The sequence below is a fragment of the Pseudomonas guariconensis genome (assembly GCF_024127895.1).
Classification (GTDB): Bacteria; Pseudomonadota; Gammaproteobacteria; order Pseudomonadales; family Pseudomonadaceae; genus Aquipseudomonas; species Aquipseudomonas guariconensis_B.
Genome location: NZ_JAMYBK010000001.1, coordinates 215,022 through 240,332, shown reverse-complemented (window position 1 = coordinate 240,332; position 25,311 = coordinate 215,022). Strand labels below are relative to the sequence as shown.

Sequence of the window (25,311 nt, the reverse complement as noted above, 5' to 3'; positions counted from 1 at the left end):
GTTTAAAGGACATTCCCCATGCGTATCGTTGTTGCTTTGGGCGGCAACGCCCTGTTGCGCCGCGGCGAACCGATGACCGCCGACAACCAGCGCGCCAATATCCGCATCGCCACCGAGCAGATCGCCAAGATCCATGCCGGCAACGAACTGGTCATCGCCCACGGCAACGGTCCCCAGGTCGGCCTGCTGTCGCTCCAGGGCCAGGCCTACAAACCCGACGAGGCTTACCCGCTGGATGTGCTCGGTGCCGAAACCGAAGGCATGATCGGCTACATGATCGAACAGGAGCTGGGCAACCTGCTGCCGTTCGAAGTGCCGTTCGCCACCCTGCTCACCCAGGTGGAAGTGGATGCCAACGACCCGGCCTTCCAGGACCCGACCAAGTTCATCGGCCCGGTCTATGGCAAGGAAGAAGCCCAGCGCCTGGCCGAGGAGAAAGGCTGGGTGGTCAAGCCCGACGGCGACAAGTACCGCCGCGTCGTGGCCAGCCCCAGGCCCAAGCGCATCTTCGAGATCAAGCCGATCACCTGGCTGCTGGAGAAAGGCACCGTGGTGATCTGCGCCGGCGGCGGCGGCATCCCCACCATGTACGACCCGGCCAAGGGCGAACGCCTCCTCCAGGGCATCGAGGCGGTGATCGACAAGGACCTGTGCTCGGCACTGCTGGCCGAGCAGCTCAAGGCCGACCTTCTGGTGATCGCCACCGACGTGAACGCGGCGTACATTGACTACAACAAGCCCACCCAGAAAGCCATCGCCGAAGCCCACCCCGACGAGCTGGAAAAGCTCGGCTTCGCCGCCGGTTCCATGGGACCGAAGGTCCAGGCCGCCTGCGACTTCGCGCGCCACACCGGCAAGGTGGCGGTGATCGGTTCGCTGTCGGACATCCAGGACATCGTCAAGGGCACCGCCGGCACCCGCGTCTCCACCGCCAAGCCGGGCATCAGCTACCGTTGAGTGCAGTAGGCGGGCGTGGGGCGCCCGCCGTTTTCAACTTTCCGGAGGATTGCGCCATGGCCCAGTTCCAACCCGGTCACCTGCATATCGAGCGCCATGCGCTGACCAAGGATGACCATAGCTACAACCTGTGCATCGATTACGAGGTCGCGCAGGATCCCAAGGAAGGCAAGGGCATGCAGTTCCGCATGCACGGCAATATCCAGGGCAAGGACATGGACGAGACGTTCTTCCTGGCCAAGGACCAGGCCTTCGACTTCGCCCGCCATGTCACCCGGGTGGCGGAAAAGTACGGCATCCCGAAAAACGCCAGTAGCCTCGGCTCGTCGCACAAGTACTACGACCTGATGTTCGAGGACGTACGGGCGCAACTGGACGTGAAATCCGGAGACCCCATCAAGCCCGAGCACCTGGGATAGGAGCTGCAAGCTGCAAGAGACTGCCGAACCTGCGCGATTCGCTTTTCTCTTGCAGCTTGAAGCATGAAGCTTGAAGCTATCCGCCTCCATCCCCGGCTACCGCTCCCCCAATGCGCATCCACGTCAGCTTCATCGACCGCGTCGGCATCACCCAGGAAGTCCTGGCCCTGCTCGGTGCCCGCAACCTCAACCTCGACGCCGTGGAGATGGTCCCGCCGAACGTCTACATCGACGCCCCGACCTTGAGCCCCGCCGTGCTCGAGGAACTGCACGATGCGCTGTTCGAGGTCCAGGGCGTGCAGTCGGTGGAAGTGGTCGACATCCTTCCCGGCCAGCGTCGCCACCTGCAGCTCGATGCCCTGCTCGCCGCCATGAGCGACCCGGTGCTGGCGGTAGACAGCGCCGGCAAGGTGTTGCTGGCCAACCCGGCGCTGATCGCCCTGTGCGGGCGCGAGTCGGCCGGCCGCTCGGTGGGCGAGCTGTTTGGCGACCCGGGGCTGCTCCAGGCCCTGCTGGACAACAACTTCCACCTGCCCATGCGCGAGATGCAGCTCAACGGCCAGAGCCTGCTGCTCGACGCCACGCCGATCACCAACGCCGGCGGCCTGCTCACCCTCTATCCGCCGCACCGCATGGGCGAACGCCTGTCGGCCCTGCACCACGATCACGCCGAAGGCTTCGATGCCCTGCTCGGCGACTCCCCGGCGATCCGCACCCTCAAGGCCCGTGCCCTGCGCGTGGCAGCCCTGGATGCACCGCTGCTGGTACATGGCGAGACCGGTACCGGCAAGGAGCTGGTGGCCCGCGCCTGCCATGCCACCAGCAGCCGCCATGCCGCGCCGTTCCTCGCGCTGAACTGCGCCGCACTGCCGGAGAACCTGGCCGAGAGCGAACTGTTCGGCTACGCCCCGGGCGCCTTCACCGGCGCGCAACGGGGTGGTAAGCCAGGCTTGATGGAACTGGCCAACCAGGGCACGGTGTTCCTCGACGAGATCGGCGAGATGTCGCCCTACCTGCAGGCCAAGCTGCTGCGTTTTCTCAACGACGGCAGCTTCCGTCGGGTCGGTGGCGACCGCGAGGTCAAGGTCGACGTGCGCATCATCAGCGCCACCCACCGCGACCTGGAACGCATGGTCGCCGAAGGCACGTTCCGCGAAGACCTGTTCTATCGCCTCAACGTCCTTAACCTGCAAGTCCCGCCCCTGCGCGAACGTGGCCAGGACATCCTCCTGCTGGCGCATGTCTTCATGCAGCAGGCCTGCACCCAGATCCAGCGCCCACCCTGCCACCTGGCACCGGCCACCCACCCGGCGCTGCTGGCCAACCCCTGGCCCGGTAACGTACGCCAATTGCAGAACGTGATCTTCCGCGCCGCCGCCATCTGCGATGGCAGCCTGGTGGACATCGGCGACCTGGACATCGCCGGTACCTCGGTGGCGCGTGGCCAGGATGGTGACGTGGCCAGCCTGGAGCAAGCCGTCCAGGCCTTCGAGCGCGACCTGCTGCAGCGCCTGTACGTGAGCCATCCTTCGACTCGCCAGTTGGCCAACCGGTTGCAGACCTCGCACACCGCCATCGCCCAGCGCCTGCGTAAGTACGGGATTCCGGCGAAGGGCTGATGACGGTACGGAACATCTTCGTATCGATTTCATTACATCGTAATGAAATCGATACACGCCTTTGCAGATGCAGCTACGCAAGGGTTTGATCCAGCACAGCTTTTCAATCGCCCAACATCTGTAGCGATTTCATTACAGACTGCGGAACATGGACTTTCCCAATATCCCCTCAACCCATTGATTTATAAGCGATTGACTCATCTGGCCGCATTATTGCTAAGGGAATTCCAACCAAGAGTGCGGACCTACCGCACCCAACGCCCCCTGCGAGGAATTTCCATGAGCGAGTTGCGTTTCACCGAAGATCACGAATGGCTGCGCGTCGAGGCCGACGGCAGCGTCACCGTGGGCATCACCGCCTACGCCCAGAACGCCCTGGGCGATGTGGTCTACGTGCAACTGCCAGAACTGCAGCACTACGAAAAAGGTGCCGAAGCCTCCACCGTCGAATCGGTGAAGGCCGCCAGCGGCGTCTACATGCCCCTGACCGGTGAAGTGATCGCGGTCAACGACCAGCTCGACGCCAGCCCCGAGCTGGTCAACGAAGACCCGCTGGGCGAAGGCTGGTTCTTCCGCTTCGTCCCCGCCGACGCCAGCGCCGTGGCCAGCCTGCTCGACCAGGCCGCCTACGACCGCCTGCTCAACGCCAACGACGACGCCTGAGGAGAAGCCGCCATGACCATCGACCTCGGCACCGCCAACGAATTCATCGCCCGTCACATCGGCCCACGCAGCGCCGACGAGCAAGCCATGCTCGCCACCCTGGGCTTCGATTCCCTGGAGGCCATGACCGCCGCTGTCATCCCCGAGAGCATCAAGGGCACTAGCGTGCTGGGCGCCAGCGACGGCCAGAGCGAGGCCGATGCCCTCGCCGACCTCAAGGCCATCGCCAGCCAGAACCAGCTGTTCAAGAGCTATATCGGCCAGGGCTACTACAACTGCCATACCCCGGCGCCGATCCTGCGCAACCTGCTGGAAAACCCGGCCTGGTACACCGCCTACACCCCCTACCAGCCGGAAATCTCCCAAGGCCGCCTGGAAGCGCTGCTGAACTTCCAGACCCTGGTCAGCGACCTGACCGGCCTGCCGATCGCCAACGCATCCTTGCTCGACGAAGCCACGGCCGCCGCCGAGGCCATGACCTTCTGCAAGCGCCTGTCGAAGAACAAGGCCAGCCATGCCTTCTTCGCCTCCGTCCACTGCCACCGGCAGACCCTCGACGTGCTGCGCACCCGTGCCGAGCCCCTGGGCATCGAGGTGGTGGTCGGCGACGAGCGCGAACTGACCGACGTCAGCGCGTTCTTCGGCGCCCTGCTGCAATACCCGGCCAGCAACGGCGACGTGTTCGACTACCGTGAGCTGGTGCAACGCTTCCACGCCGCCAACGCCCTGGTAGCGGTGGCCGCCGACCTGCTGGCGCTGACCCTGCTCACCCCGCCCGGCGAGTTCGATGCGGACGTGGCCATCGGCAGCGCCCAACGTTTCGGCGTACCGCTGGGCTTCGGCGGCCCGCACGCGGCCTACTTCGCCACCCGTGACGCCTTCAAGCGCGACATGCCGGGCCGCCTGGTCGGCGTGTCGATCGACCGTTTCGGCAAGACCGCCCTGCGCCTGGCCATGCAGACCCGCGAACAGCACATCCGCCGCGAGAAAGCCACCAGCAACATTTGCACCGCCCAGGTGCTGCTGGCCAACATCGCCAGCATGTTCGCCGTGTACCACGGCCCGGCCGGCCTCAAGCGCATCGCCGAACGCACCCATGCCCTGACCGCGATCCTCGCCGCCGGCCTCGGCCAACTGGGCGTCAACGTGGTGACCGGCGCCTGCTTCGACACCCTGACCCTGGCCACCGGCGATGCCACCGCCAGCCTGCACGACAAAGCCCGCGCCCAGCGCGTCAACCTGCGCCAGGTCGACGCCACGCACCTGGGCCTGTCCCTGGACGAGACCTGCACCCAGGCCGACGTCGAGGCCCTCTGGCAACTGTTCGCCGGCGACCAGGCCCTGCCGGACTTCGCCGCCCTGGCCGCCACCGCGGCCTCGCGCCTGCCGGCCGCCCTGCTGCGCCAGTCGGCGATCCTCGCGCACCCGGTGTTCAACCGCTACCACAGCGAAACCGAGCTGATGCGCTACCTGCGCCGCCTGGCCGACAAGGACCTGGCCCTGGACCGCAGCATGATCCCGCTGGGCTCGTGCACCATGAAGCTCAACGCCGCCAGCGAGATGATCCCGGTGACCTGGGCCGAGTTCGGCAACCTGCACCCCTTCGCCCCGGCCGAGCAGAGCCAGGGCTACCTGCAGATGACCCGCGAACTGGAGGACATGCTCTGCGCCGCCACCGGCTATGACGCCGTGTCGCTGCAGCCCAATGCCGGCTCCCAGGGCGAATACGCCGGCCTGCTGGCGATCCGCGCCTACCACCGCAGCCGCGGCGAGGGCCATCGCAACATCTGCCTGATCCCCTCCTCGGCCCACGGCACCAACCCGGCGACCGCGCACATGGCCGGCATGCGCGTGGTGGTCACCGCCTGCGACGCCCGTGGCAACGTCGATGTCGACGACCTGCGCGCCAAGGCCATCGAGCACCGCGAGCAACTCGCCGCGCTGATGATCACCTACCCGTCGACCCACGGCGTGTTCGAGGAAGCGATCGGCGAGATCTGCGCGATCATCCACGACAACGGCGGCCAGGTGTACATCGACGGTGCCAACATGAACGCCATGGTCGGCCTGTGCGCACCGGGCAAGTTCGGCGGCGACGTGTCGCACCTGAACCTGCACAAGACCTTCTGCATCCCCCACGGCGGTGGCGGCCCGGGCGTCGGCCCGATCGGCGTCAAGTCGCACCTGGCCCCCTTCCTGCCGGGCCACGCGACCCTGGCCAACCCCGAGGGCGCGGTCTGTGCCGCACCGTTCGGCAGCGCCAGCATCCTGCCGATCACCTGGATGTACATCCGCATGATGGGCGGCGCCGGCCTCAAGCGCGCTTCGCAGATGGCCATCCTCAACGCCAACTACATCGCCCGTCGCCTGGAAGAGCACTATCCTGTTTTGTACACCGGTGGCAACGGCCTGGTCGCCCACGAGTGCATCCTCGACCTGCGCCCGCTCAAGGACACCAGCGGCATCAGCGTCGACGACGTGGCCAAGCGCCTGATCGACTTCGGCTTCCACGCCCCGACCATGTCCTTCCCGGTAGCCGGTACGCTGATGATCGAACCGACCGAAAGCGAGTCCAAGGAAGAACTGGACCGTTTCTGCGACGCGATGATCCAGATCCGCGAGGAAATCCGCGCCGTGGAGAACGGCAGCCTGGACAAGGACGACAACCCGCTGAAGAACGCCCCGCACACGGCGGCGGAGCTGGTCGGCGAATGGGCGCACGGCTACAGCCGCGAGCAGGCGGTGTACCCACTGCCGAGCCTGGTGGAAGGCAAGTACTGGCCGCCCGTCGGCCGGGTCGACAACGTGTACGGCGACCGCAACCTGGTCTGCGCGTGCCCGTCGATCGAGAGCTACCAGGACGCCTGATAGCCCCAGGCTCGCCATCCACCCTGTGGCAGCGGGCTTGCCCGCGAAAGCGTCGGTGAAGCCACCATCGCATTCGCGGGCAAGCCCGCCGCCACAGGTTCACCGTCATCCCGACGACCCTGGTAGGAGGTCACCATGTCATTGAGCGTCTTCGACCTGTTCAAGATCGGCATCGGCCCCTCCAGCTCCCATACCGTCGGCCCGATGCGCGCTGCTGCGCGTTTCGCCGAAGGGCTGCGCCGCGAAGGCCTGCTGGCCCGCACCGCCAGCGTCAAGGCCGAGCTGTACGGCTCCCTCGGCGCCACCGGCAAGGGCCACGGCAGCGACAAGGCCGTGCTGCTGGGCCTGGAGGGCGAGCACCCGGACAGCATCGACACCGAGTCCATCCCTGCCCGCCTGCAAGCGATCCGCGACAGCGGCCGCCTGCGGCTGCTCGGCGAGCACGAGATCGCCTTCGTCGAAAAGCAGCACCTGGCGATGATCCGCAAGCCGCTGGACTACCACCCCAACGGCATGATCTTCCGCGCCTTCGACGCCGCCGGGTTGCAGATCCGCAGCCGCGAATACTACTCGGTAGGCGGCGGTTTCGTGGTCGACGAAGAGGCCGCAGGGCAGGATCGCATCGTCGAAGACACCACCGTGCTGGCCTATCCGTTCAAGACCGCCAAGGAGTTGCTCGCCCACTGCACCGCGCAGCAGCTGTCGTTCAGCCAGGTGATGCTGGCCAACGAAGCCGCCTGGCGGCCAGAGGCCGAGACCCGTGCCGGCCTGCTGCGTATCTGGCAGGTCATGCAGGACTGCGTCGAGGCCGGCTGCCGTCATGAAGGCATCCTACCTGGCGGGCTGAAGGTCAGGCGCCGTGCACCGACCCTGTACCGCCAGTTGAGCCGCCATCCGGAAGCCAGCCTGCGCGATGCCCTGTCGGTGCTCGACTGGGTCAACCTCTATGCCCTGGCGGTGAACGAGGAGAACGCCTACGGCGGACGGGTGGTCACCGCCCCGACCAACGGCGCGGCCGGCATCGTCCCGGCAGTCCTGCACTACTACATGCGCTTCGTCCCCGGTGCCAGCGAGGACGGGGTGGTGCGCTTTCTGCTCACCGCCGCGGCCATCGGCATCCTCTACAAGGAAAACGCCTCGATCTCCGGTGCCGAGGTCGGCTGCCAGGGCGAGGTCGGCGTAGCCTGCTCCATGGCCGCCGGAGCCCTGTGCGAAGTCATGGGCGGTACCCCGCAGCAAGTCGAGAACGCCGCCGAGATCGGTATGGAACACAACCTGGGCCTGACCTGCGACCCCATCGGCGGGCTGCTCCAGGTGCCTTGCATCGAGCGCAACGCCATGGGCTCGGTCAAGGCCATCAACGCGGTGCGCATGGCCTTGCGCGGCGACGGGCAGCACTACGTGTCGCTCGACAAGGTCATCCGCACCATGCGCCAGACCGGCGCCGACATGAAAAGCAAGTACAAGGAGACCGCCCGTGGCGGTCTGGCCGTCAACATCATCGAATGCTGACCCGAACACTACCTGAGGAGCCCCCGATGTCCGAAACACTGCACAAGACCCCGCTGCACGCCCTGCACCTGGAACTGGGCGCGCGCATGGTGCCGTTCGCCGGCTACGACATGCCGGTGCAGTACCCGCTGGGCGTGCTCAAGGAGCACCTGCACACCCGCGAGCAGGCCGGCCTGTTCGACGTCTCGCACATGGGGCAGATCCGCCTGCGTGGCGCCGAGGCCGCCCAGGCCCTGGAAACCCTGGTGCCGGTGGACATCGTCGACCTGCCGCTGGGCATGCAGCGCTATGCCATGTTCACCAACGAACAGGGTGGGATCCTCGACGACCTGATGGTCGCCAACCTGGGCGACGACGAGCTGTTCCTGGTGGTCAACGCCGCCTGCAAGGACCAGGACCTGGCCCACCTGCGCCAGCACATCGGCTCGCGTTGCGACATCCAGCCGCTGTTCGAAGAACGTGCGCTGCTCGCCCTGCAAGGCCCGGCGGCTGCCCAGGTGCTCGAGCGCCTGGCACCGGAGGTGGCCGGCATGACCTTCATGCAGTTCCGCCCGGTCACCCTGCTGGGCGAAGACTGCTACGTCAGCCGCTCGGGCTACACCGGTGAAGACGGTTACGAGATCTCGGTGCCGGCCGGCGCCGCCGAAGCCCTCGCCCGTCGCCTGCTGGCCGAACCCGAAGTACAGCCGATCGGCCTGGGCGCACGTGACTCGCTGCGCCTGGAAGCTGGCCTGTGCCTGTACGGCCACGACATGGACACCCGTACCACGCCAGTGGAGGCCAGCCTGCTATGGGCCATCTCCAAGGTGCGCCGTGCCGACGGCGCTCGCGCTGGCGGCTTCCCGGGCGCGCAAGCTGTGTTCGCCCAGCAGCAGCAAGGTGTCGCCCGCAAGCGTGTCGGCCTGCTGCCCCAGGAGCGCACGCCGGTACGCGAAGGTGCCGAGATCGTCGACCAGAACGGCAAGCCGGTCGGCAAGGTGTGCAGCGGTGGTTTCGGTCCGACGCTCGGTGCACCGGTCGCCATGGGTTATGTCGATAGCGAACATGCCGCGCTCGATACCGCCTTGTTTGCTGTTGTACGGGGCAAGCAGGTGGCCTTGAAAGTCAGCAAAATGCCTTTTGTCGCGCAACGTTACTATCGCGGTTGATTGTTCCCACGGCAGGTTCGGCATATTCGTTTTCGAACCTGCCTAATAACTTTTGAACATGGCGCCAGGCCAGGCACCATGCCGTTTCCGACAATTTTGTCGGTTATCGGAAAAAGCCTGAATTCCAGCGGTCCGGAGGGCTTGTTTTTGTCGACGGAGTTAGCGTAGAGTCACTGCACTGTGTTTGCATGGGTCGCAACAGTTCGTGACCTGGGCCAGTAGCTGCAATCTGCTACAACCCGTTCGACGTCTCTTACTTTCCTGCAACCCAGCCCGGTACTTTTTCATATCGTTTGGATATGAAAAAAACTGTCATCAAAAACTAAGCTTCATAGGAAACAAGACAATGGCTGAGCGTCAGAACGGTACCGTCAAGTGGTTCAATGACGAGAAAGGTTACGGCTTCATCACCCCCGAAAGCGGTCCGGATCTGTTCGTGCACTTTCGCGCCATCGAAGGTAACGGCTTCAAGAGCCTGAAAGAAGGCCAGAAGGTCTCCTTCGAAGCTGTTCAGGGCCAGAAAGGCATGCAGGCCGACAAGGTCCGCGCTGAAGGCTGATCCCAGACTTTTTCAGAAAAAGCCCCTGCCAAGTGCAGGGGCTTTTTTTTGTCCGTAGAATGTGGGCTTCGCCACTCGGAGCCGTCCTGCATGTCCAAGCCTCTGCTCAAACCCCAGGGTGATTTCCCGCCGGTCGGCCTGGGCCGTCGCCTGGCCGCGATGTTCTATGACTTCTTGCTGTGCACCGCCCTGCTGATCGTCACTGCCGGCCTCTACAAGATGGTACAGATGGCGATCATCGGCGAGGCACGCATGCGTGAGCTGACCGAGGCTGGCGCCCTGGACGGTGACCCGCTGCTGTCGACCCTCCTGCTGTTCGCCCTGTTCGGTTTCTTCGCCAAGTTCTGGACCCACGGCGGGCAGACCCTGGGCATGCAGGTGTGGGGAGTACGGGTGCAGAACGCCGACGGCAGCGCCATCAGCCTGTGGCAGGCGCTGCTGCGCTTTCTCGTGGCCATCGCCTCATGGCTGTGCCTGGGACTGGGGTTCTTCTGGTCGTTGATCGACAAGCGCAAGCGCAGCTGGCATGACATCTACTCCGAGACGCAACTGGTGCGGATTCCCAAGCAGAAGAAATGAGCTTACCGATACGTCCCCGGTGCCAGCCGCTTGAATGGCATCTGGGGCTGCGAAGCAGCCCCAGGCTTGACTGACCGGCATCGACGCTAGGGTCGACTTTTCTGTGCAGCCCAGGCCATCACCCCGCCCGGCGCAACAACCACACACCGGCCAGCGCGCAGATCCCGGCCGGGATCACCACCGCCAGCAGCGGCGGGAAGCCGAACACCTGGCTCGAAGGCCCAAGCAAGTCCTGGCCGATGCGGAACACGAAGCCCACCAGCACACCGGTGAACACCCGCTGGCCGAGGGTGACCGAGCGCAGTGGGCCGAAGATGAAGGAAATCGCCATCAGCACCAGCGCCGCCGTGACCACCGGCTGCAGCACCTTGGTCCAGAAGGCCAGCCAGTAGCGGGCGTTGTTCAGGCCCTGCTCGGACAGGTAGTGGATGTAGTCCCACAGGCCAGTGATCGACAGGGACTCCGGTGCCAGGATCACGGTATTGAGCAACTGCGGCGTCACCGAGACGTCCCAGCGCTCCTGCGGCGCCTTCACCACCTCGGTGCGGTCGCCGTGGAAGAAGGTGGTGCTGACATCGCTGAGGATCCAGTGGTCTTCCTGGTACTGCGCCCGACGGGCGAAGCTCGAGGTGACGATCCGTCGCTCGTCGTCGAAGCGGTAGCGGGTCACGCCCAGCAGCAGGCCATTGGGCTGCACCGCGTTGATGTGCACGAACTCGTCGCCCTGGCGGTGCCACATGCCGCGCTTGGAACTCTGCGCCTCACCGCCGCCCTGGGCCAGTGAGCGGTCGGCCTGGGCCTTGTTCTCGGTGACCGGGGCCACGTACTCGCCGATCAGCAGGCCGACCAGCATCAGCACCAGCATCGGCTTCATCACCGCCCAGACGATACGCCCGATGGACACCCCGGCGGCGCGCATGATGGTCAGCTCGCTGCTGCTGGCCAGGCTGCCCAGGCCGATCAGGCAACCGATCAGCGCCGCCATTGGCAGCATCTCGTAGAGCCGGCGCGGGGCGGTGAGCAACACGAAGTTGCCGGCATCCAGCACCGTATAGGTATCGCTCAGGTCGCCCATCTCGTCGATGAAGGCGAACAGCGAGGCCAGGCCGAGGATGATGCCCAGCACCGCCAGGATGGCCAGCAGCACGCTCTGGCCGATGTAGCGATCCAGCTTAACCATGGGCCACCTCCGCACGACGGGCGGCGCGCTTGAGGCGCAGCGGCTCCCAGTACATCAGGCCCAGGCCGATCAGCAGGAACAGGCCGTGTACCCACCACATGCCCAGGGCGATCGGCAGCTTGCCCTTCTCCAGGGCGCCGCGTACGGAAATCAGCATCGTCAGGTAGGCCATGTACAGGAGGATCGCCGGCAGCAGCTTGAGGAAGCGGCCCTGGCGCGGATTGACCTTGGCCAGCGGCACCGCCAGCAGGGTCACGATGAAGACCAGCAACGGCAGGGAGAGCCGCCACTGCAGCTCGGCCTGCTCGCGCAGGCCCTGGTGCCCGAACAGTTGCCAGGTCGGGATGGCTTCGCGCTCGGTCACTTCCTCGCTGACCTCGGGCTTGGGTAGCAGCACGCCGTAGGTGTCGTACTTGATCGCCCGGTAGTCGGCCTGGCCGGGGTTGCCGTCGTAGCGGTAGCCGTTCTCCAGGATCAGGTAGCGATTGCCGTCGGCCTGCACTTCCTGGTGGCCCTTCTCGGCAACCAGCACGGAGGGCGCGCGGTCCTTGGTCTTGTCCTGGTTGAAGCGTTTCTCGGAGATGAACACCCCGGCCAGGTTGACGCGGTCGTCCGTCAGCTCCTCGGTGTAGGTCACCCGTGAGCCGTCGCGCAAGGTCTGGAAGCGCCCGGGCACCAGGGTATCGAACTCGGTCAGGGCATCCTGCTGGTTGATGATCTGCTGCACCTGGGCCACGCCCTGGGGCGCCAGGCCCAGGCTCAGCCAGGCCACCAGCAAGGCGACCAGCGCGGCCGGCGCCATGGTCAGGGCGAGCAGGCGCTGCTGGCTCATGCCGGTGGCCGAAAGCACGGTCATCTCGCTTTCCAGGTACAGCCGGCCGTAGGCCAGGAGGATACCGAGGAACAGCCCCAGCGGCAGGATCAGTTGCAGGAAGCCCGGCAGACGGAAGCCCATGATCAGGAACAGCACGCTCGGATCGAGCACGCCCTGGGCCGCCTGGGCCAGGTACTTGATGAAGCGCCCGCTCATGATGATCACCAGCAGCACGGCGCTGACGGCGCTCAAGGTCAGCAGGACCTCGCGGGACAGATAACGAAAGACGATCAAACCAGACACTCCTGGGTTGTCAGGGGCGGAGAGCCAAACAATGGCCTAGGACAGCCAAGGCCCGTGCCAGTTCGCCGACGGCGAAGCAGCATGTGAAGTGCGCGCATTATCCTGTGATTGACCGCGCCTGTCACTTGGCCGCGCATGACGGCGCAGGTCGGGGTTGTCACAAGGGTTGCCGCAGGCTCAAACTGGCAGCTTTTCCACTGGCACGCGAACATGCGGCCAGGCCTGCTTCGAGCGCTCGCCAAAGACAGCGCCAACTGACAGATCATTCGGGGACCCTGACATGGAACTGGTTGTAAAAAGCGTAGCCGCAGCATCCTTGAAAACCGCCACCCTGGTGCTGCCCGTCGGTGAGGGCCGCAAGCTCGGCGACGTGGCCAAGGCCGTCGACCAGGCCAGCGGCGGCGCCATCGCCGCCGTGCTCAAGCGCGGCGACCTGGCCGGCAAGCCCGGCCAGACCCTGCTGCTGCACAGCCTGCCAGGCCTGAAGGCCGAGCGCGTGCTGCTGGTCGGCAGCGGCAAGGAGGCCCTGAATGACCGCAGCTGGCGCAAGCTGGCCAGCAGCGTTGCCGGGGTGCTGAAGAACCTGGGCGGCGGCGACGCCGTGCTGGCCCTGGAGGATGTCGCCGTCGACGGCCGCGATGCCCACTACGGCAAGTACCGCCTGCTGGCCGAGACCCTGCTCGACGGCGAGTACGTGTTCGACCGCTTCAAGAGCCAGAAGGCCGAGCCACGCACCCTGAAGAAGATCACCCTGTTGGCCGCCAAGGCCGGCCAGGCCGAGGTCGAGCGCGCCGTGAAGCACGCCACCGCCATCGCCACCGGCATGGCCTTCACCCGTGACCTGGGCAACCTGCCACCGAACCTGTGCCACCCGAGCTTCCTCGCCGAACAGGCCAGGGACCTGGGCAAGGGCCACAAGAATCTCAAGGTCGAAGTGCTCGACGAGAAGAAGATCAAGGACCTGGGCATGGGCGCCTTCTATGCCGTGGGCCAGGGCAGCGACCAGCCGCCACGGCTGATCGTGCTCAACTACCAGGGCGGCAAGAAGAGCGAGAAGCCGTTCGTGCTGGTGGGCAAGGGCATCACCTTCGACACCGGCGGCATCAGCCTCAAGCCGGGTGCCGGCATGGACGAGATGAAGTTCGACATGTGTGGCGCCGCCAGCGTGTTCGGCACCCTGCGCGCGGTGCTGGAACTGCAGTTGCCGATCAACCTGGTGTGCCTGCTGGCCTGTGCCGAGAACATGCCCAGCGGCGGCGCCACCCGTCCCGGCGACATCGTCACCACCATGAGCGGCCAGACCGTGGAGATCCTCAACACCGACGCCGAAGGCCGCCTGGTGCTGTGCGACACCCTGACCTACGCCGAGCGCTTCAAGCCGCAGGCGGTGATCGACATCGCCACCCTGACCGGCGCCTGCATCGTCGCCCTGGGCAGCCACACCTCCGGCCTGATGGGCAACGACGACGCACTGGTCGGCCAGTTGCTCGACGCCGGCAAGCGGGCCGATGACCGCGCCTGGCAACTGCCACTGTTCGACGAATACCAGGAGCAGTTGGACAGCCCGTTCGCCGACATCGCCAACATCGGCGGCCCGAAGGCCGGCACCATCACTGCCGGCTGCTTCCTGTCGCGCTTCGCCAAGGCCTACCACTGGGCCCACCTGGACATCGCGGGCACCGCCTGGATCAGCGGTGGCAAGGACAAGGGCGCCTCGGGCCGCCCGGTACCGCTGCTGACCCAGTACCTGCTGGACCGCGCCAACGCCTGATGCCCCCAGGCCGGGCGGCGCCCGCGCGGCGCCGCCCGGCAGAGCGAACCATGAGCAAAGTCGATTTCTACATCCTGCCCACCGACTCGTTGTCGGCACGCCTGGACTTCGCCTGCAAGCTGTGTGAAAAGGCCTGGCGCCTTGGCCACCGGGTCTACCTGCATTGCCAGGACGACGCACAGCGCAGCGAGCTGGACGAACGCCTGTGGCGCTTCAAGGGCGAGGCCTTCGTGCCCCACGACCTGGCCGAGGACCATGCCGATGCCGTGGTCGCACTGGGCCTCGGTACGGATGCCGGCGCGCACCGTGGCCTGCTGATCAACCTGGGCGGCGACGTGCCGGCCTTCGTCGGCCAGTTCGAGCGGGTCGCCGAGATCGTCGTCGAGGAGCCGACCGTTCGCCAGGCCGCTCGCGAGCGATTCCGTTTCTACCGCGAACAGGGCTATGCTCTGCAAGACCACCGCTTACAGCGACTTTGACGATGATGGACAAGCCTTCCCCCCTGCCCGATTCCGCCCACCTGCTCGACGACCTGGAGTCGATCCGCCAGTTGCTGGGCGATGCCGACCTGCAACCGCCGCTGCTGACCGAGACGGTCGAACAGATCCCCCTGCTGCTCGACGAACCGGCCGGCAATGCACCACCTGCCGCCGAACCGGAGCCGGCCGCAACCGCCGAGGACGATCCGCAGACCCGCCGCCAGGACACCCTGCTGCACCTGGAAGCCGAACTGCGAGCCGCCGCGCAGTTGATCATGCAGGACGTGATCAACGACTTCACTCCGCACATCGAGAACGAGATCAAGCGTCGCCTCGATGCGCGCATGGAGCGGCTGATCAAGCGCTCCGAGTAAGCCCGCCCGGGGCCGCTACGCGCCCACTACAGCTCCCCGCCTCGCAGCTTGTCGCTTGAAGCTTGCAGCTCCGTTATACTTCCCGGCTTTCCCGAATTAATGCCATAGGGTCCCGCCGCGCATGGATAAGACCTACCAGCCGCACGCCATCGAAACTTCCTGGTACACCACCTGGGAGTCGGAGAACTATTTCGCCCCACAAGGTGCAGGCGAGTCCTACACCATCATGATCCCACCGCCGAACGTAACCGGCAGCCTGCACATGGGCCACGGCTTCAACAACGCGATCATGGACGCCCTGATCCGCTTCCGCCGCATGCAGGGCCGCAACACCCTGTGGCAGCCAGGCACCGACCACGCCGGCATCGCCACCCAGATGCTGGTGGAGCGCCAGCTCGAGGCCAAGGGCCAGAACCGTCATGACCTGGGCCGCGAGAAGTTCCTGGAGAAGGTCTGGGAATGGAAGGAACAATCCGGCGGCAACATCAGCCGGCAGATCCGCCGCCTGGGCTCGTCGGTGGATTGGAGCCGCGAGCGCTTCACCATGGACGACGGCCTGTCCGAGGCAGTCAAGGAAGCCTTCGTCCGCCTGTACGAAGACGGCCTGATCTACCGCGGCAAGCGCCTGGTCAACTGGGACACCAAGCTGCACACCGCCATCTCCGACCTCGAAGTGGAAAACCACGACGAGAAGGGCCACCTGTGGAACCTGCGCTACCCGCTGGCCGATGGCGCCACGACCGCCGAAGGCAAGGACCACCTGGTCGTCGCCACCACCCGTCCGGAGACCCTGCTCGGTGACGCCGCCGTCGCCGTCAACCCGAACGACGAGCGCTACCAGGCACTGATCGGCAAGTTCGTCGTGCTGCCGCTGGTCGGCCGACGCATCCCGATCATCGCCGACGACTACTGCGACCCCGAATTCGGCACCGGTTGCGTGAAGATCACCCCGGCCCACGACTTCAACGACTACGAAGTCGGCAAACGCCACGACCTGCCGCTGCTGAACATATTCGACAAGAATGCCCTGGTCCTGGCCAGTGCCCAGGCCTTCAACCTCGATGGCAGCCTCAACGACAGCGTCGACACCTCCCTGCCCGCGCAGTACGCCGGCCTCGACCGTTTCGTCGCGCGCAAGCAGATCGTAGCCGACCTGGATGCCCAAGGCCTGCTGGTCAGCATCGACGACCATGCCCTGAAGGTGCCGAAGGGCGACCGCTCCGGCACCGTCATCGAGCCCTGGCTGACCGACCAGTGGTACGTTTCCACCAAGCCGCTGGCCGAGCCTGCCATCGCGGCGGTGGAGGACGGCCGTATCCAGTTCGTGCCCAAGCAGTACGAGAACATGTACTTCTCCTGGATGCGCGATATCCAGGACTGGTGCATCAGCCGTCAGCTGTGGTGGGGCCACCGCATCCCGGCCTGGTACGACGAGTCCGGCAAGGTCTACGTCGGCCGCGACGAAGCTGAAGTGCGCGCCAAGCATGGCCTGGGCGCCGACGTGGTGCTGCGCCAGGACGACGACGTCCTCGACACCTGGTTCAGCTCGGGCCTGTGGACCTTCTCCACCCTGGGCTGGCCGGAGCAGACCGAGTTCCTCAAGACCTTCCACCCCACAGATGTGCTGGTCACCGGCTTCGACATCATCTTCTTCTGGGTCGCGCGCATGATCATGCTGACCATGCACCTGGTGAAGAACGAGGACGGCACGCCGCAGGTACCGTTCAAGACCGTCTACGTCCACGGCCTGGTGCGCGACGGCCAGGGCCAGAAGATGTCCAAGTCCAAGGGCAATGTCCTCGACCCGCTGGACATCGTCGACGGCATCACCCTCGACGCCCTGCTGGAAAAACGCACCAGCGGCATGATGCAGCCCAAGCTCGCCGAGAAGATCGCCAAGCAGACCAAGGCCGAGTTCCCCGAAGGCATCGCCAGCTACGGCACCGACGCCCTGCGCTTCACCTTCTGCTCGCTGGCCTCCACCGGCCGCGACATCAAGTTCGACATGGGCCGCGTCGAGGGCTACCGCAACTTCTGCAACAAGATCTGGAACGCCGCCCGCTACGTGCTGGACAAGGGCGAGGACTGCGGCCAGAACGGCGAAGCCTACGAGCTGTCGCTGGCAGACCGCTGGATCATCTCGCAGCTGCAGCGCACCGAGGCCGAAGTAACCCGCCAGCTCGAGCAGTTCCGCTTCGACCTGGCCAGCCAGGCCCTGTACGAGTTCATCTGGAACCAGTACTGCGACTGGTACCTGGAGCTGTCCAAGCCGGTACTGTGGGACGAGAACGCCCCCATCGAGCGTGCCCGCGGTACCCGTCGCACCCTGGTGCGCGTGCTGGAAGTGGCCCTGCGCCTGGCGCATCCGTTCATGCCGTTCATCACCGAGGAAATCTGGCAGCGCATCGCGCCGCTGGCCGGCATCCAGGGCAAGACCCTCATGCTGCAGCCGTGGCCGGTGGCCAACGAGAGCCGTATCGACAGCGCCGCCGAAGGTGACATCGAGTGGCTCAAGGAGCTGATGGTGGGCCTGCGCAACATCCGCGCCGAGATGAACATCGGCCCGGGCAAGCCGCTGCCGCTGTTCCTCAAGAGCGCCAACGCCGACGACCAGCGCCGCCTGCAGGAGAACGAGGCGCTGCTCAAGAAGCTGGCCAAGGTCGAATCCTTCACCGTGCTCGGCGAACAGGACGAAGCGCCGCTGTCGGCCACCGCGCTGGTGGGTGACCTGCAGGTACTGGTACCGATGGCCGGCCTGATCGACAAGGATGCCGAGCTGGCGCGCCTGAACAAGGAAATCCAGCGCCTGCAAGGCGAGGTCCAGCGCGTGGGCGGCAAGCTGTCCAACGCCGCTTTCGTCGACAAGGCACCGCCTGCGGTGATCGAGAAAGAGCGCGCCAAGCTGGCCGAGGCCGAGCAGGCCCTGGCCAACTTCACCGAGCAGCATGCGCGGATTGCGGCGCTCTAATCACTAGAGACCGTCAGGGCCGCTGCGCGGCCCTTTCGCGACACAAGGCCGCGCCCACAGGACGGCGCCCGACTTCAAGGCGCCACTCTCCTGTAGGCGCGGCCTTGTGTCGCGAAAGGGCTGCACAGCAGCCCCTGGCCTGCGACACCGGACCCGACCATGACCGTAAAACCCACCCTGCACCCGCGCAACCGCCATCAGGGCCGCTACGACTTCCCCAGCCTGATCAAGGCGCACCCGCAACTGGCCAACTTCACCATCACCAACCCCTACGGCAAGCCGAGCATCGACTTCGCCAACCCGCAGGCGGTGCGTGTGTTCAACCGCGCCCTGCTCAAGGCCCAGTACGGTATCCAGCACTGGGACATCCCGGCCGACTACCTGTGCCCGCCAATCCCGGGCCGAGCCGACTACATCCACGTGCTGGCCGACCTGCTGGCCGAGGACAGCGGCGGTGAGATCCCCCGTGGTGCCCAGGTACGCGCCCTGGACATCGGTGTCGGCGCCAACTGCATCTACCCCCTGCTCGGCCACAGCGACTACCGCTGGCGCTTCCTAGGCTCGGACATCGACCCGGTGGCCCTGGCCTCGGCCAGGACGATCGTCCTGGCCAACGGCCTGGGCAAGGCCATCACCCTGCGCCAGCAAGCCAACCGCAACCACATCCTCACCGGCCTGCTGCAGGGCGACGAGCGTTTCGACCTGACCCTGTGCAACCCGCCCTTCCACGCCTCCCGCGAGGAGGCCACCCGCGGCAGCCAGCGCAAATGGAAGAACCTTGGCAAGCTCGACCCCAGGCGCAAGCTGCCCGTGCTGAATTTCGGCGGACAGAACAACGAGCTGTGGTGCGAGGGCGGCGAGATCCGCTTCGTCACCCAATTGGTGGGCGAAAGCGCGCAGTACGGGGAGCAGGTGCTGTGGTTCACCAGCCTGGTGTCCAAGGCCAGCAACCTGCCTGGCATCGAGGCAGCACTGAAGAAGGCGGGGGTTAAGGCACAGCGTATCGTCGCGATGGGCCAGGGCCAGAAGCAGAGCCGCATGGTCGCCTGGAGCTTCCTGGACGACAGCGCGCGCCAGGCCTGGCACGCTCGCCGTGAAAGCAAACCGCAGGTATGAAAAACCGCGCCCGGGCAAGCCGGGCGCGGTTTCAGTACGGCATCGACAATTACTTGTTGACGGCGTCGGTCAGGACCTTGGCTGGTACGAACTTGACGACTTTCTTGGCAGCGATTTCGATGGCGGCACCAGTCGAAGGGTTGCGGCCAGTACGGGCAGGACGCTCGGCGACTTTCAGCTTGCCGATACCTGGGAGAGTGATCTCAGCGCCGTTTTCCAGTTGGTCGGCAACGATCTGGCCCAGTTGCTCCAGCGCGTTCTTGGCGGTGGCCTTCGGGGCGCTGATCGATTCGGCGATGTCGGCAATCAGTTGGTCTTTGGTCAATGCCATGGTGGTGTTCCTTCCCTATCAAATTCAGTGGTTATGCAGCGTGCTACATCGGTTATCGGGCCAGCCCTGAAAAGGTCCGGCGGGCCGCGCCAATCGCGTATGTAGATACGAAAATCGGCGTTTGGTTCGACACGACGCGAGCGATCTGCCAGCAATGCGCCACCCAAGGGGCGCAAGACCGCGCAAAACTACCACAGGAATGGATAAATATCCGCTACCGGCTTCGATTTTATGCAGGTTTTTCGGGGGTTTTGTCGTAAAACGCAAAAAATTGAACAAAAAAACAACAACAGGCATTTACGCCAACATCCGGCCACTGCATCGCCCCCGCCCCTGGGGTAAACTGGCCGACTTTGCAGCGCGGCCTCGCACCGCCCCACACCATTCGAGAATCCCATGCCAATCCGTCATTGCATCGTTCACCTGATCGACAAGAAGCCCGATGGCAGCCCCGCCGTGCTCCATGCGCGGGACAGCGAACTGACTGCATCGGACGCCATCGAGAACCTGCTGGCTGACCTCAACGACAGCTACAACGCCAAGCAGGGCAAAGCCTGGGGCTTCTTCCACGGCGAATCCGGGGCCTACCCGTTCAGCGGCTGGCTCAAGCAGTACCTGGACGAGGAGAAGGACTTCACCGCCTTCAGCCGTGTCGCCGTCGAGCACCTGCAAAAGCTGATGGAAGAATCCAACCTGTCCGTCGGTGGCCATGTGCTGTTCGCCCAGTACCAGCAAGGCATGACCGACTACCTGGCGATCGCCCTGCTGCACCACAGCGAGGGCGTGGCGGTGAACGCCGAGCTGGATGTCACCCCGTCGCGCCACCTCGACCTGGGCCAACTGCACCTGGCGGCGCGGATCAACCTGTCGGAGTGGAAGAACAACCAGAACTCGAAGCAGTACATCTCGTTCATCAAGGGCAAGAACGGCAAGAAGGTCTCGGACTATTTCCGCGACTTCATCGGCTGCCAGGAAGGGGTCGATGGCCCCGGCGAGACCCGTACCCTGCTCAAGGCCTTCAGCGACTTCGTCGAGAGCGAGGACCTGCCCGAGGAGGCCGCCCGCGAGAAGACCCAGACCCTGGTCGAATATGCCACCACCCAGACCAAGCTGGGCGAGCCGGTGACCCTGGAGGAGCTGTCCAGCCTGATCGACGAGGACCGCCCCAAGGCCTTCTACGACCATATCCGCAACAAGGACTACGGCCTGTCGCCGGAGATCCCGGCCGACAAGCGCACCCTCAACCAGTTCCGCCGCTTCACCGGGCGCGCCGAAGGCCTGTCGATCAGCTTCGAGGCGCACCTGCTCGGTGACAAGGTGGAGTATGACGAAGAAGCCGGCACCCTGATCATCAAGGGTCTGCCGACCCAACTGGTCGACCAGCTCAAGCGCCGCAAGGAGTGAAACCGCTGGGCTGCCTCGCAGCCCATCGCCGGGACTGCGCCGTTCTTGAGCGAATGGGTCGCACAAGCGCCCTAGGAGCCGTGGGTCACGCCACCATAGGCCGCCACCAACGCTTCCTTGGCCGACTTGCGCAGCTTCTTGACCAAACGCTCCTGGCGCAGCGCCTCGGCCTTGTCCGGCCACTGCTCGACATAGACCAGCGCCTGGGCCGGGCTGGTCTTGAAGTAACGTGCCCCCTGCCCTTTCTGATGCTGGAGGAAACGTCGCTGCGGATCGTCGCTGATACCGCAGTACAAGGATCCGTTGGCGGCGCGGACCAGGTATACGTACCAGGGTTTGGGAAGGGATGTCTCGCTCACGGCTCGATTCAGGACAGCTGGGAAAGGCCGCCAGCTTAACCGCTCAACGCCCTTGCTGGAACGCCCGCAGCCCCTTGAATGCCTGCTGGCGTATCTTGTTCTGCAACATAGGCGACCACCCCAGCAGAAGCCCGGGCAGGCCCAGGGCCTGACGCGACCAAGCCCACAGGTCGAAGCTGTCATCGTGCTGACGAATCAGCCCATTGCGGATCACGAAACGCGCCTGGATGTCGTTGACCACGGTGCGCCCGGTCTGGCTGAACAGGTAGGTCGCCACCCAGTGCGCGCAGCCGCTGTCCTGGTTGGCATGGACGTGGTCGAAGGTCAGGGAGAAATCCCTGGCGCGGGTTGTGAGCAACCGCCACATATCGCCGACGTCACTGCCGCGCAAGGTGCCAAAGACCGGGTCGGTGAAGACGATGTCATCGCTGTAGCAGGCCACCATGGCCTCGGCGTCCAGGCGCTGGAAAGCCTGGTAGAAGCGGCAGATCAGGGCGTGGTTGGCGTCGCTCATGGGGCTGCTCCGTCCTGCAGGGCGAAACCTGAACGATAATCCGCCGCGGGCGATGTCGCCATGGCCATTCGCGCCATTTGTGCAGGCCTCAAACCCGTTCGCTCTCCACCTGCACATGCAGCGCCCGCCCGGCACCAAGGCCGAACACGATGGCGCCCACGCCCAGCACCGCGAAGATCCAGCCCACCGCAGCCCAGCCACCGGTCAGGTCATGCACCAGCCCTACGGCGAAAGGCCCCATGGAGGCCAGGGTGTAGCCCACGCCCTGGGCCATGCTCGAGAGGTTGGCGGCCACATGAGCATCCTTGGAACGCAACACGATCAGGGTCAGGGCCAGGGCGAAGGTACCGCCCTGCCCCAGGCCCAGCAGGACCGCCCAGCCCCACAGGCCGGAAAGCGGCGCATACAGGCAGCCGAACAACCCGGCCAGGGTGACCAGCATGACGATCACGATGGCCAGGCGCTGGTCCTTGCCACGGGTCGCCAGCCAGGGCGCACTGAGCGAACTGACCAGTTGCACGATCACCGAGCCGGACAGCACCAGGCCTGCCTCGGTCGGGCTCAGGCCGCGGCCAATGAGGATCGATGGCAGCCAGCCGAAGACGATGTAGGCCAGCGAAGATTGCAGGCCCATGTACAACGTCACCTGCCAGGCCAGCGGGTCGCGCCACAGACCGCGCACCCGGTAGGCCACCTTGTGCAGGCCATGCCCCTGGCGCGCCTGGGGCAACCACACGAGCATCGCCAGCAATGCCGGCACCAGCCAGAAACCCAGGCCCATCGCCCAGCTGTCGTCGAAGCGCTGGGCCAGCGGTACGGTCGCGCCGGCGGCCATCGCGGCACCGAGGCACAGGGCCATGGTGTAGACGCCAGTGAGGGTCCCCGCATGCTGTGGGAAGTCGCGCTTGACGATGCCTGGCAGCAAGACGCCGATGATGCCGATGCTGGCCCCCGCCATCAGGCTGCCGATGAACACCCCAGCCGTCCCCAGGGCACTGCGCACCAGGATGCCCAGGGCCAGGGTCAGGAGAATGCCGAGGATCACCCGCTCGCTGCCGAAACGTCGCGCCAGGACCGGCGCCAATGGCGCGAACAGCCCCAGGCAGAGCACCGGCAAGGTGGTCAGCAAGCCGGCCTGGGAAGCATTCAGCCCCAGCCCCTCGCTGACCTGGCCCAGCACCGGCGCCATGCTCGACAGCGCCGGACGCAGGTTCAGCGCCACCAGTACCAGGCCCAGCAGCAACAACCAGGGCCGCTGCAGGAGCACCGGTTGCTGCTGGACCTGCTCGTCGTCGGCTTCGGCATCGATGAGCAGTTCATCGAGCTCCGCCTCGCGGGGGGCGGTGTGGCGGGTCAATTGTTCAGCCATGGGAGTCTCGCTTTCAGGATTCGATGAGGGTGCGGCTCAGGCGCTTGGCCCGCTCCGCGTCGCGCTGCTCGATGGCGTCGAGAATCTGCCCATGCAGGTCGAAAACCTTCTGGCAACGGGGGGCAGTGCTCATGTTGAGCTGCAGCGCCGCCGCCACCACGCCGGAGAAATAGCGGTACAGCTCGCTCAGGGCGGGGTTGTGGGCGGCGTCCACCAGGCGCTGGTGGAAGACCAGGTCACAGGTGACGTAGGCCTCGACATCACCATGGAAATGCGCCGCGCTATCGGCAAGCGCCTCGCGCAGGCGGGCCAGGTCGTCCTCGGTGCGACGCAGGGCGGCCAGCCCGATCGCCTCGGCTTCGAGGATGTGGCGGGTTTCGCGGGCCTGCTCGGGGGTGCAGCGGGACATGGCCTGGACCGCCTGGAGCGGGTCCTGGGCGGTACGCAGGTAGCTGCCGTCGCCCTGGCGGATTTCCACCAGGCCACTGAAGGCCAGCACCCGCATGGCCTCACGCACGGTGTTGCGGCTGATGCCCAGCTCCAGGGCCAGTTCGGGCTCGGTCGGCAGGCGCTGGCCGATGGCCCAGGTGCCGCTGGTGATGCGGTTGCGCAGTTGGTCTACGGCTTGCTCGACCAGGGAGCGTTTGATTAACAGAGTCATGGGGACATCCAGTCATCGGATGATTTTTTCGAAGAGGTGAACGATAACGCTGGAGTGCCGCGGGGACAAGGTTGGTTTCTCACAGCAGCTAAACGATATAGGGGCCGCTTCGCGCCCCATCGCCGGCAAGCCGGCTCCCACAGAGTTGGCTGTATGACACATGATGTGCGAACAGTACTGACCCTGTGGGAGCCGGCTTGCCGGCGATGGGCTGCAAAGCAGCCCCAATAGCCTTGCGATCAGCACCACTCCCCATAAGAGCGGGCTTGACCGCGAAGAGGCCGCTACGGCCGAGTCAGTTCAGCGCATCGAGCAGCGCCTGGTTCTGCTCCGGCGTACCGATGGTGATCCGCAGGAACTGGGCGATACGCGCCTGCTTGAAGTGCCGCACGATCACCCCCTGCTCACGCAAGCGTGCCGCCAGCCCAGCGGCATCCTGCTGCGGATGGCGGGCGAAGATGAAGTTGGCCGCCGACGGCAGCACTTGGAAACCTCGCGCAACCAGTTGCTCGACCAGCGCCTCGCGGCTGTCGATCACCTGGCGGCAGGTCTGTTCGAAGTACGCCCGGTCCTCGAACGCCGCCGCCGCGCCGACGATCGCCATGCGGCCCAGCGGGTAGGAGTTGAAGCTGTTCTTGATCCGCTCCAGCGCCTCGATCAACGCCGGGTGACCGACGGCCAGGCCAACCCGCAGCCCCGCCAGGGAGCGCGACTTGGACAGGGTCTGGGTCACCAGCAGGTTGTCGTAGCGGTCCACCAGGCTGATGGCGGTCTGGCCGCCAAAGTCGATGTAGGCCTCGTCCACCACCACCACCGAGTCGCGGTTGGCTTCGAGCAAGCGCTCGATCGCCTCCAGCGGCAGCAGACAGCCGGTGGGGGCGTTGGGGTTGGGGAAGATGATCCCGGCGTTGGGCTTGCGGTAGTCCTCGATCCGGATCTGGAACTGCTCATCCAGCGCCACCTGCTCGAACGGAATGCCGTACAGGCCACAGTAGACCGGGTAGAAGCTGTAGCTGATGTCCGGGAACAGCAGCGGCGCATCGTGTTGGAACAGGCCGTGGAAGATGTGCGCCAGCACTTCGTCCGAACCATTGCCGACGAACACCTGCTGTGGCGTGACGCCATAGTAGTCGGCGACCGCCTGCTTGAGGCGGTCGCCGTTCGGGTCCGGGTACAGGCGCAGGTTATCGTTCAACTCGTCGCGCATGGCCTCCAGCGCCTTGGGCGACGGGCCATAGGGGTTCTCGTTGGTATTGAGCTTGACCAGGCGGGTCAGCTTCGGCTGCTCGCCCGGCACGTAGGGCACCAGATCCTTGACGAAGGGGCTCCAGAATCGGCTCATGT

General features: G+C 65.5%; 23 protein-coding genes. 15 read left to right on the top strand and 8 right to left on the bottom strand.

Annotated elements, in window-relative coordinates:
* Positions 1 to 18: 18 nt before the first annotated feature.
* From arcC to NJF35_RS01110, 9 genes are all read left to right on the top strand, one after another.
* On the top strand, positions 19 to 957 hold the full coding sequence (arcC, locus tag NJF35_RS01150; RefSeq protein ID WP_225787210.1) for a carbamate kinase: 939 nt from the start codon (positions 19 to 21) through the stop codon (positions 955 to 957).
* Positions 958 to 1,013: 56 nt separating this feature from the next.
* A complete protein-coding gene (locus tag NJF35_RS01145; RefSeq protein ID WP_225787209.1) occupies positions 1,014 to 1,376 on the top strand; it encodes a DUF5064 family protein in 363 nt (120 codons plus the stop codon).
* A 110-nt stretch (positions 1,377 to 1,486) separates the two neighbouring features.
* Positions 1,487 to 2,995: a sigma-54-dependent transcriptional regulator gene (locus tag NJF35_RS01140; protein WP_225787208.1), complete on the top strand. Its 1,509-nt coding sequence runs from the start codon at positions 1,487 to 1,489 to the stop codon at positions 2,993 to 2,995.
* A 279-nt stretch (positions 2,996 to 3,274) separates the two neighbouring features.
* Positions 3,275 to 3,658 (top strand): glycine cleavage system protein GcvH, encoded by a 384-nt coding sequence (gene gcvH / locus NJF35_RS01135; RefSeq protein WP_225787207.1) that lies wholly within the window; start codon positions 3,275 to 3,277, stop codon positions 3,656 to 3,658.
* 12 nt (positions 3,659 to 3,670) lie between these two features.
* The gene (gcvP, locus tag NJF35_RS01130; RefSeq protein WP_225787206.1) at positions 3,671 to 6,526 is read left to right on the top strand and encodes an aminomethyl-transferring glycine dehydrogenase; all 2,856 of its coding nucleotides are present in this window, start codon (positions 3,671 to 3,673) and stop codon (positions 6,524 to 6,526) included.
* A 135-nt stretch (positions 6,527 to 6,661) separates the two neighbouring features.
* Positions 6,662 to 8,038: an L-serine ammonia-lyase gene (locus NJF35_RS01125; protein ID WP_253090594.1), complete on the top strand. Its 1,377-nt coding sequence runs from the start codon at positions 6,662 to 6,664 to the stop codon at positions 8,036 to 8,038.
* 26 nt (positions 8,039 to 8,064) lie between these two features.
* Positions 8,065 to 9,186 carry a glycine cleavage system aminomethyltransferase GcvT gene (gene gcvT, locus NJF35_RS01120; RefSeq protein ID WP_253081730.1) on the top strand — a complete coding sequence of 374 codons (1,122 nt, stop codon included), beginning with the start codon at positions 8,065 to 8,067 and terminating at the stop codon, positions 9,184 to 9,186.
* Between the two features lie 346 nt (positions 9,187 to 9,532).
* Positions 9,533 to 9,745 carry a cold-shock protein gene (locus NJF35_RS01115; RefSeq protein WP_225787203.1) on the top strand — a complete coding sequence of 71 codons (213 nt, stop codon included), beginning with the start codon at positions 9,533 to 9,535 and terminating at the stop codon, positions 9,743 to 9,745.
* A gap of 90 nt (positions 9,746 to 9,835) precedes the next feature.
* On the top strand, positions 9,836 to 10,324 hold the full coding sequence (locus NJF35_RS01110; protein ID WP_225787202.1) for an RDD family protein: 489 nt from the start codon (positions 9,836 to 9,838) through the stop codon (positions 10,322 to 10,324).
* Positions 10,325 to 10,442: 118 nt separating this feature from the next.
* On the opposite strand, the gene lptG is transcribed toward NJF35_RS01110, so the two are convergent.
* Positions 10,443 to 11,504, bottom strand: coding sequence for an LPS export ABC transporter permease LptG (gene lptG / locus NJF35_RS01105; RefSeq protein WP_225787201.1), 1,062 nt, complete (start codon positions 11,502 to 11,504; stop codon positions 10,443 to 10,445).
* Positions 11,497 to 12,612 (bottom strand): LPS export ABC transporter permease LptF, encoded by a 1,116-nt coding sequence (gene lptF / locus NJF35_RS01100; RefSeq protein WP_225787200.1) that lies wholly within the window; start codon positions 12,610 to 12,612, stop codon positions 11,497 to 11,499. Before lptF ends, lptG begins: the two co-directional genes overlap by 8 nt.
* A gap of 289 nt (positions 12,613 to 12,901) precedes the next feature.
* On the opposite strand from lptF, the gene NJF35_RS01095 reads away from it, so the two are divergent.
* The 5 genes from NJF35_RS01095 (at position 12,902) to rlmF (ending at position 19,329) form a co-directional block, all read left to right on the top strand.
* Positions 12,902 to 14,392 carry a leucyl aminopeptidase gene (locus NJF35_RS01095; protein WP_225787199.1) on the top strand — a complete coding sequence of 497 codons (1,491 nt, stop codon included), beginning with the start codon at positions 12,902 to 12,904 and terminating at the stop codon, positions 14,390 to 14,392.
* Positions 14,393 to 14,442: 50 nt separating this feature from the next.
* Positions 14,443 to 14,871, top strand: coding sequence for a DNA polymerase III subunit chi (locus tag NJF35_RS01090; RefSeq protein ID WP_225787198.1), 429 nt, complete (start codon positions 14,443 to 14,445; stop codon positions 14,869 to 14,871).
* Positions 14,872 to 14,876: 5 nt separating this feature from the next.
* Complete coding sequence (locus NJF35_RS01085; protein ID WP_225787458.1) at positions 14,877 to 15,245, top strand: DNA polymerase III subunit chi; 369 nt, start codon at positions 14,877 to 14,879, stop codon at positions 15,243 to 15,245.
* Positions 15,246 to 15,366: 121 nt separating this feature from the next.
* Positions 15,367 to 18,213 (top strand): valine--tRNA ligase, encoded by a 2,847-nt coding sequence (locus NJF35_RS01080; protein ID WP_225787197.1) that lies wholly within the window; start codon positions 15,367 to 15,369, stop codon positions 18,211 to 18,213.
* 159 nt (positions 18,214 to 18,372) lie between these two features.
* Positions 18,373 to 19,329, top strand: coding sequence for a 23S rRNA (adenine(1618)-N(6))-methyltransferase RlmF (gene rlmF, locus NJF35_RS01075; RefSeq protein ID WP_225787196.1), 957 nt, complete (start codon positions 18,373 to 18,375; stop codon positions 19,327 to 19,329).
* A 49-nt stretch (positions 19,330 to 19,378) separates the two neighbouring features.
* On the opposite strand, the gene NJF35_RS01070 is transcribed toward rlmF, so the two are convergent.
* Complete coding sequence (locus NJF35_RS01070; protein WP_225787195.1) at positions 19,379 to 19,660, bottom strand: HU family DNA-binding protein; 282 nt, start codon at positions 19,658 to 19,660, stop codon at positions 19,379 to 19,381.
* Positions 19,661 to 20,056: 396 nt separating this feature from the next.
* Between NJF35_RS01070 and yejK the strand changes: the two genes are divergently transcribed.
* Positions 20,057 to 21,064, top strand: coding sequence for a nucleoid-associated protein YejK (gene yejK, locus NJF35_RS01065; RefSeq protein WP_225787194.1), 1,008 nt, complete (start codon positions 20,057 to 20,059; stop codon positions 21,062 to 21,064).
* Positions 21,065 to 21,135: 71 nt separating this feature from the next.
* Here yejK and NJF35_RS01060 read toward each other — a convergent pair whose 3' ends face one another.
* The 5 genes from NJF35_RS01060 to hisC all read right to left on the bottom strand — a co-directional run bounded on the left by NJF35_RS01060 (position 21,136) and on the right by hisC (position 25,309).
* Complete coding sequence (locus tag NJF35_RS01060; protein WP_225787193.1) at positions 21,136 to 21,423, bottom strand: GIY-YIG nuclease family protein; 288 nt, start codon at positions 21,421 to 21,423, stop codon at positions 21,136 to 21,138.
* Between the two features lie 43 nt (positions 21,424 to 21,466).
* Positions 21,467 to 21,937, bottom strand: a complete 471-nt coding sequence (locus NJF35_RS01055) for a nuclear transport factor 2 family protein (RefSeq protein WP_225787192.1) — start codon at positions 21,935 to 21,937, stop codon at positions 21,467 to 21,469.
* Between the two features lie 88 nt (positions 21,938 to 22,025).
* Positions 22,026 to 23,306, bottom strand: a complete 1,281-nt coding sequence (locus tag NJF35_RS01050; RefSeq protein ID WP_225787191.1) for a CynX/NimT family MFS transporter — start codon at positions 23,304 to 23,306, stop codon at positions 22,026 to 22,028.
* 13 nt (positions 23,307 to 23,319) lie between these two features.
* On the bottom strand, positions 23,320 to 23,967 hold the full coding sequence (locus NJF35_RS01045) for a FadR/GntR family transcriptional regulator (protein ID WP_253081797.1): 648 nt from the start codon (positions 23,965 to 23,967) through the stop codon (positions 23,320 to 23,322).
* Between the two features lie 295 nt (positions 23,968 to 24,262).
* The gene (gene hisC, locus NJF35_RS01040) at positions 24,263 to 25,309 is read right to left on the bottom strand and encodes a histidinol-phosphate transaminase (protein WP_253090593.1); all 1,047 of its coding nucleotides are present in this window, start codon (positions 25,307 to 25,309) and stop codon (positions 24,263 to 24,265) included.
* Positions 25,310 to 25,311 lie beyond the last annotated feature (2 nt).

Excerpts from the sequence above, each read along its gene's own strand:
- arcC (WP_225787210.1), top strand. The coding sequence starts at position 19 with ATGCGTATCGTTGTTGCTTTGGGCGGCAACGCCCTGTTGCGCCGCGGC.
- NJF35_RS01145 (WP_225787209.1), top strand. The coding sequence starts at position 1,014 with ATGGCCCAGTTCCAACCCGGTCACCTGCATATCGAGCGCCATGCGCTG.
- NJF35_RS01140 (WP_225787208.1), top strand. The coding sequence starts at position 1,487 with ATGCGCATCCACGTCAGCTTCATCGACCGCGTCGGCATCACCCAGGAA.
- gcvH (WP_225787207.1), top strand. The coding sequence starts at position 3,275 with ATGAGCGAGTTGCGTTTCACCGAAGATCACGAATGGCTGCGCGTCGAG.
- gcvP (WP_225787206.1), top strand. The coding sequence starts at position 3,671 with ATGACCATCGACCTCGGCACCGCCAACGAATTCATCGCCCGTCACATC.
- NJF35_RS01125 (WP_253090594.1), top strand. The coding sequence starts at position 6,662 with ATGTCATTGAGCGTCTTCGACCTGTTCAAGATCGGCATCGGCCCCTCC.
- gcvT (WP_253081730.1), top strand. The coding sequence starts at position 8,065 with ATGTCCGAAACACTGCACAAGACCCCGCTGCACGCCCTGCACCTGGAA.
- NJF35_RS01115 (WP_225787203.1), top strand. The coding sequence starts at position 9,533 with ATGGCTGAGCGTCAGAACGGTACCGTCAAGTGGTTCAATGACGAGAAA.
- NJF35_RS01110 (WP_225787202.1), top strand. The coding sequence starts at position 9,836 with ATGTCCAAGCCTCTGCTCAAACCCCAGGGTGATTTCCCGCCGGTCGGC.
- lptG (WP_225787201.1), bottom strand. The coding sequence starts at position 11,504 with ATGGTTAAGCTGGATCGCTACATCGGCCAGAGCGTGCTGCTGGCCATC.
- NJF35_RS01095 (WP_225787199.1), top strand. The coding sequence starts at position 12,902 with ATGGAACTGGTTGTAAAAAGCGTAGCCGCAGCATCCTTGAAAACCGCC.
- NJF35_RS01090 (WP_225787198.1), top strand. The coding sequence starts at position 14,443 with ATGAGCAAAGTCGATTTCTACATCCTGCCCACCGACTCGTTGTCGGCA.
- NJF35_RS01085 (WP_225787458.1), top strand. The coding sequence starts at position 14,877 with ATGGACAAGCCTTCCCCCCTGCCCGATTCCGCCCACCTGCTCGACGAC.
- NJF35_RS01080 (WP_225787197.1), top strand. The coding sequence starts at position 15,367 with ATGGATAAGACCTACCAGCCGCACGCCATCGAAACTTCCTGGTACACC.
- rlmF (WP_225787196.1), top strand. The coding sequence starts at position 18,373 with ATGACCGTAAAACCCACCCTGCACCCGCGCAACCGCCATCAGGGCCGC.
- NJF35_RS01070 (WP_225787195.1), bottom strand. The coding sequence starts at position 19,660 with ATGGCATTGACCAAAGACCAACTGATTGCCGACATCGCCGAATCGATC.
- yejK (WP_225787194.1), top strand. The coding sequence starts at position 20,057 with ATGCCAATCCGTCATTGCATCGTTCACCTGATCGACAAGAAGCCCGAT.
- NJF35_RS01055 (WP_225787192.1), bottom strand. The coding sequence starts at position 21,937 with ATGAGCGACGCCAACCACGCCCTGATCTGCCGCTTCTACCAGGCTTTC.
- NJF35_RS01050 (WP_225787191.1), bottom strand. The coding sequence starts at position 23,306 with ATGGCTGAACAATTGACCCGCCACACCGCCCCCCGCGAGGCGGAGCTC.
- NJF35_RS01045 (WP_253081797.1), bottom strand. The coding sequence starts at position 23,967 with ATGACTCTGTTAATCAAACGCTCCCTGGTCGAGCAAGCCGTAGACCAA.
- hisC (WP_253090593.1), bottom strand. The coding sequence starts at position 25,309 with ATGAGCCGATTCTGGAGCCCCTTCGTCAAGGATCTGGTGCCCTACGTG.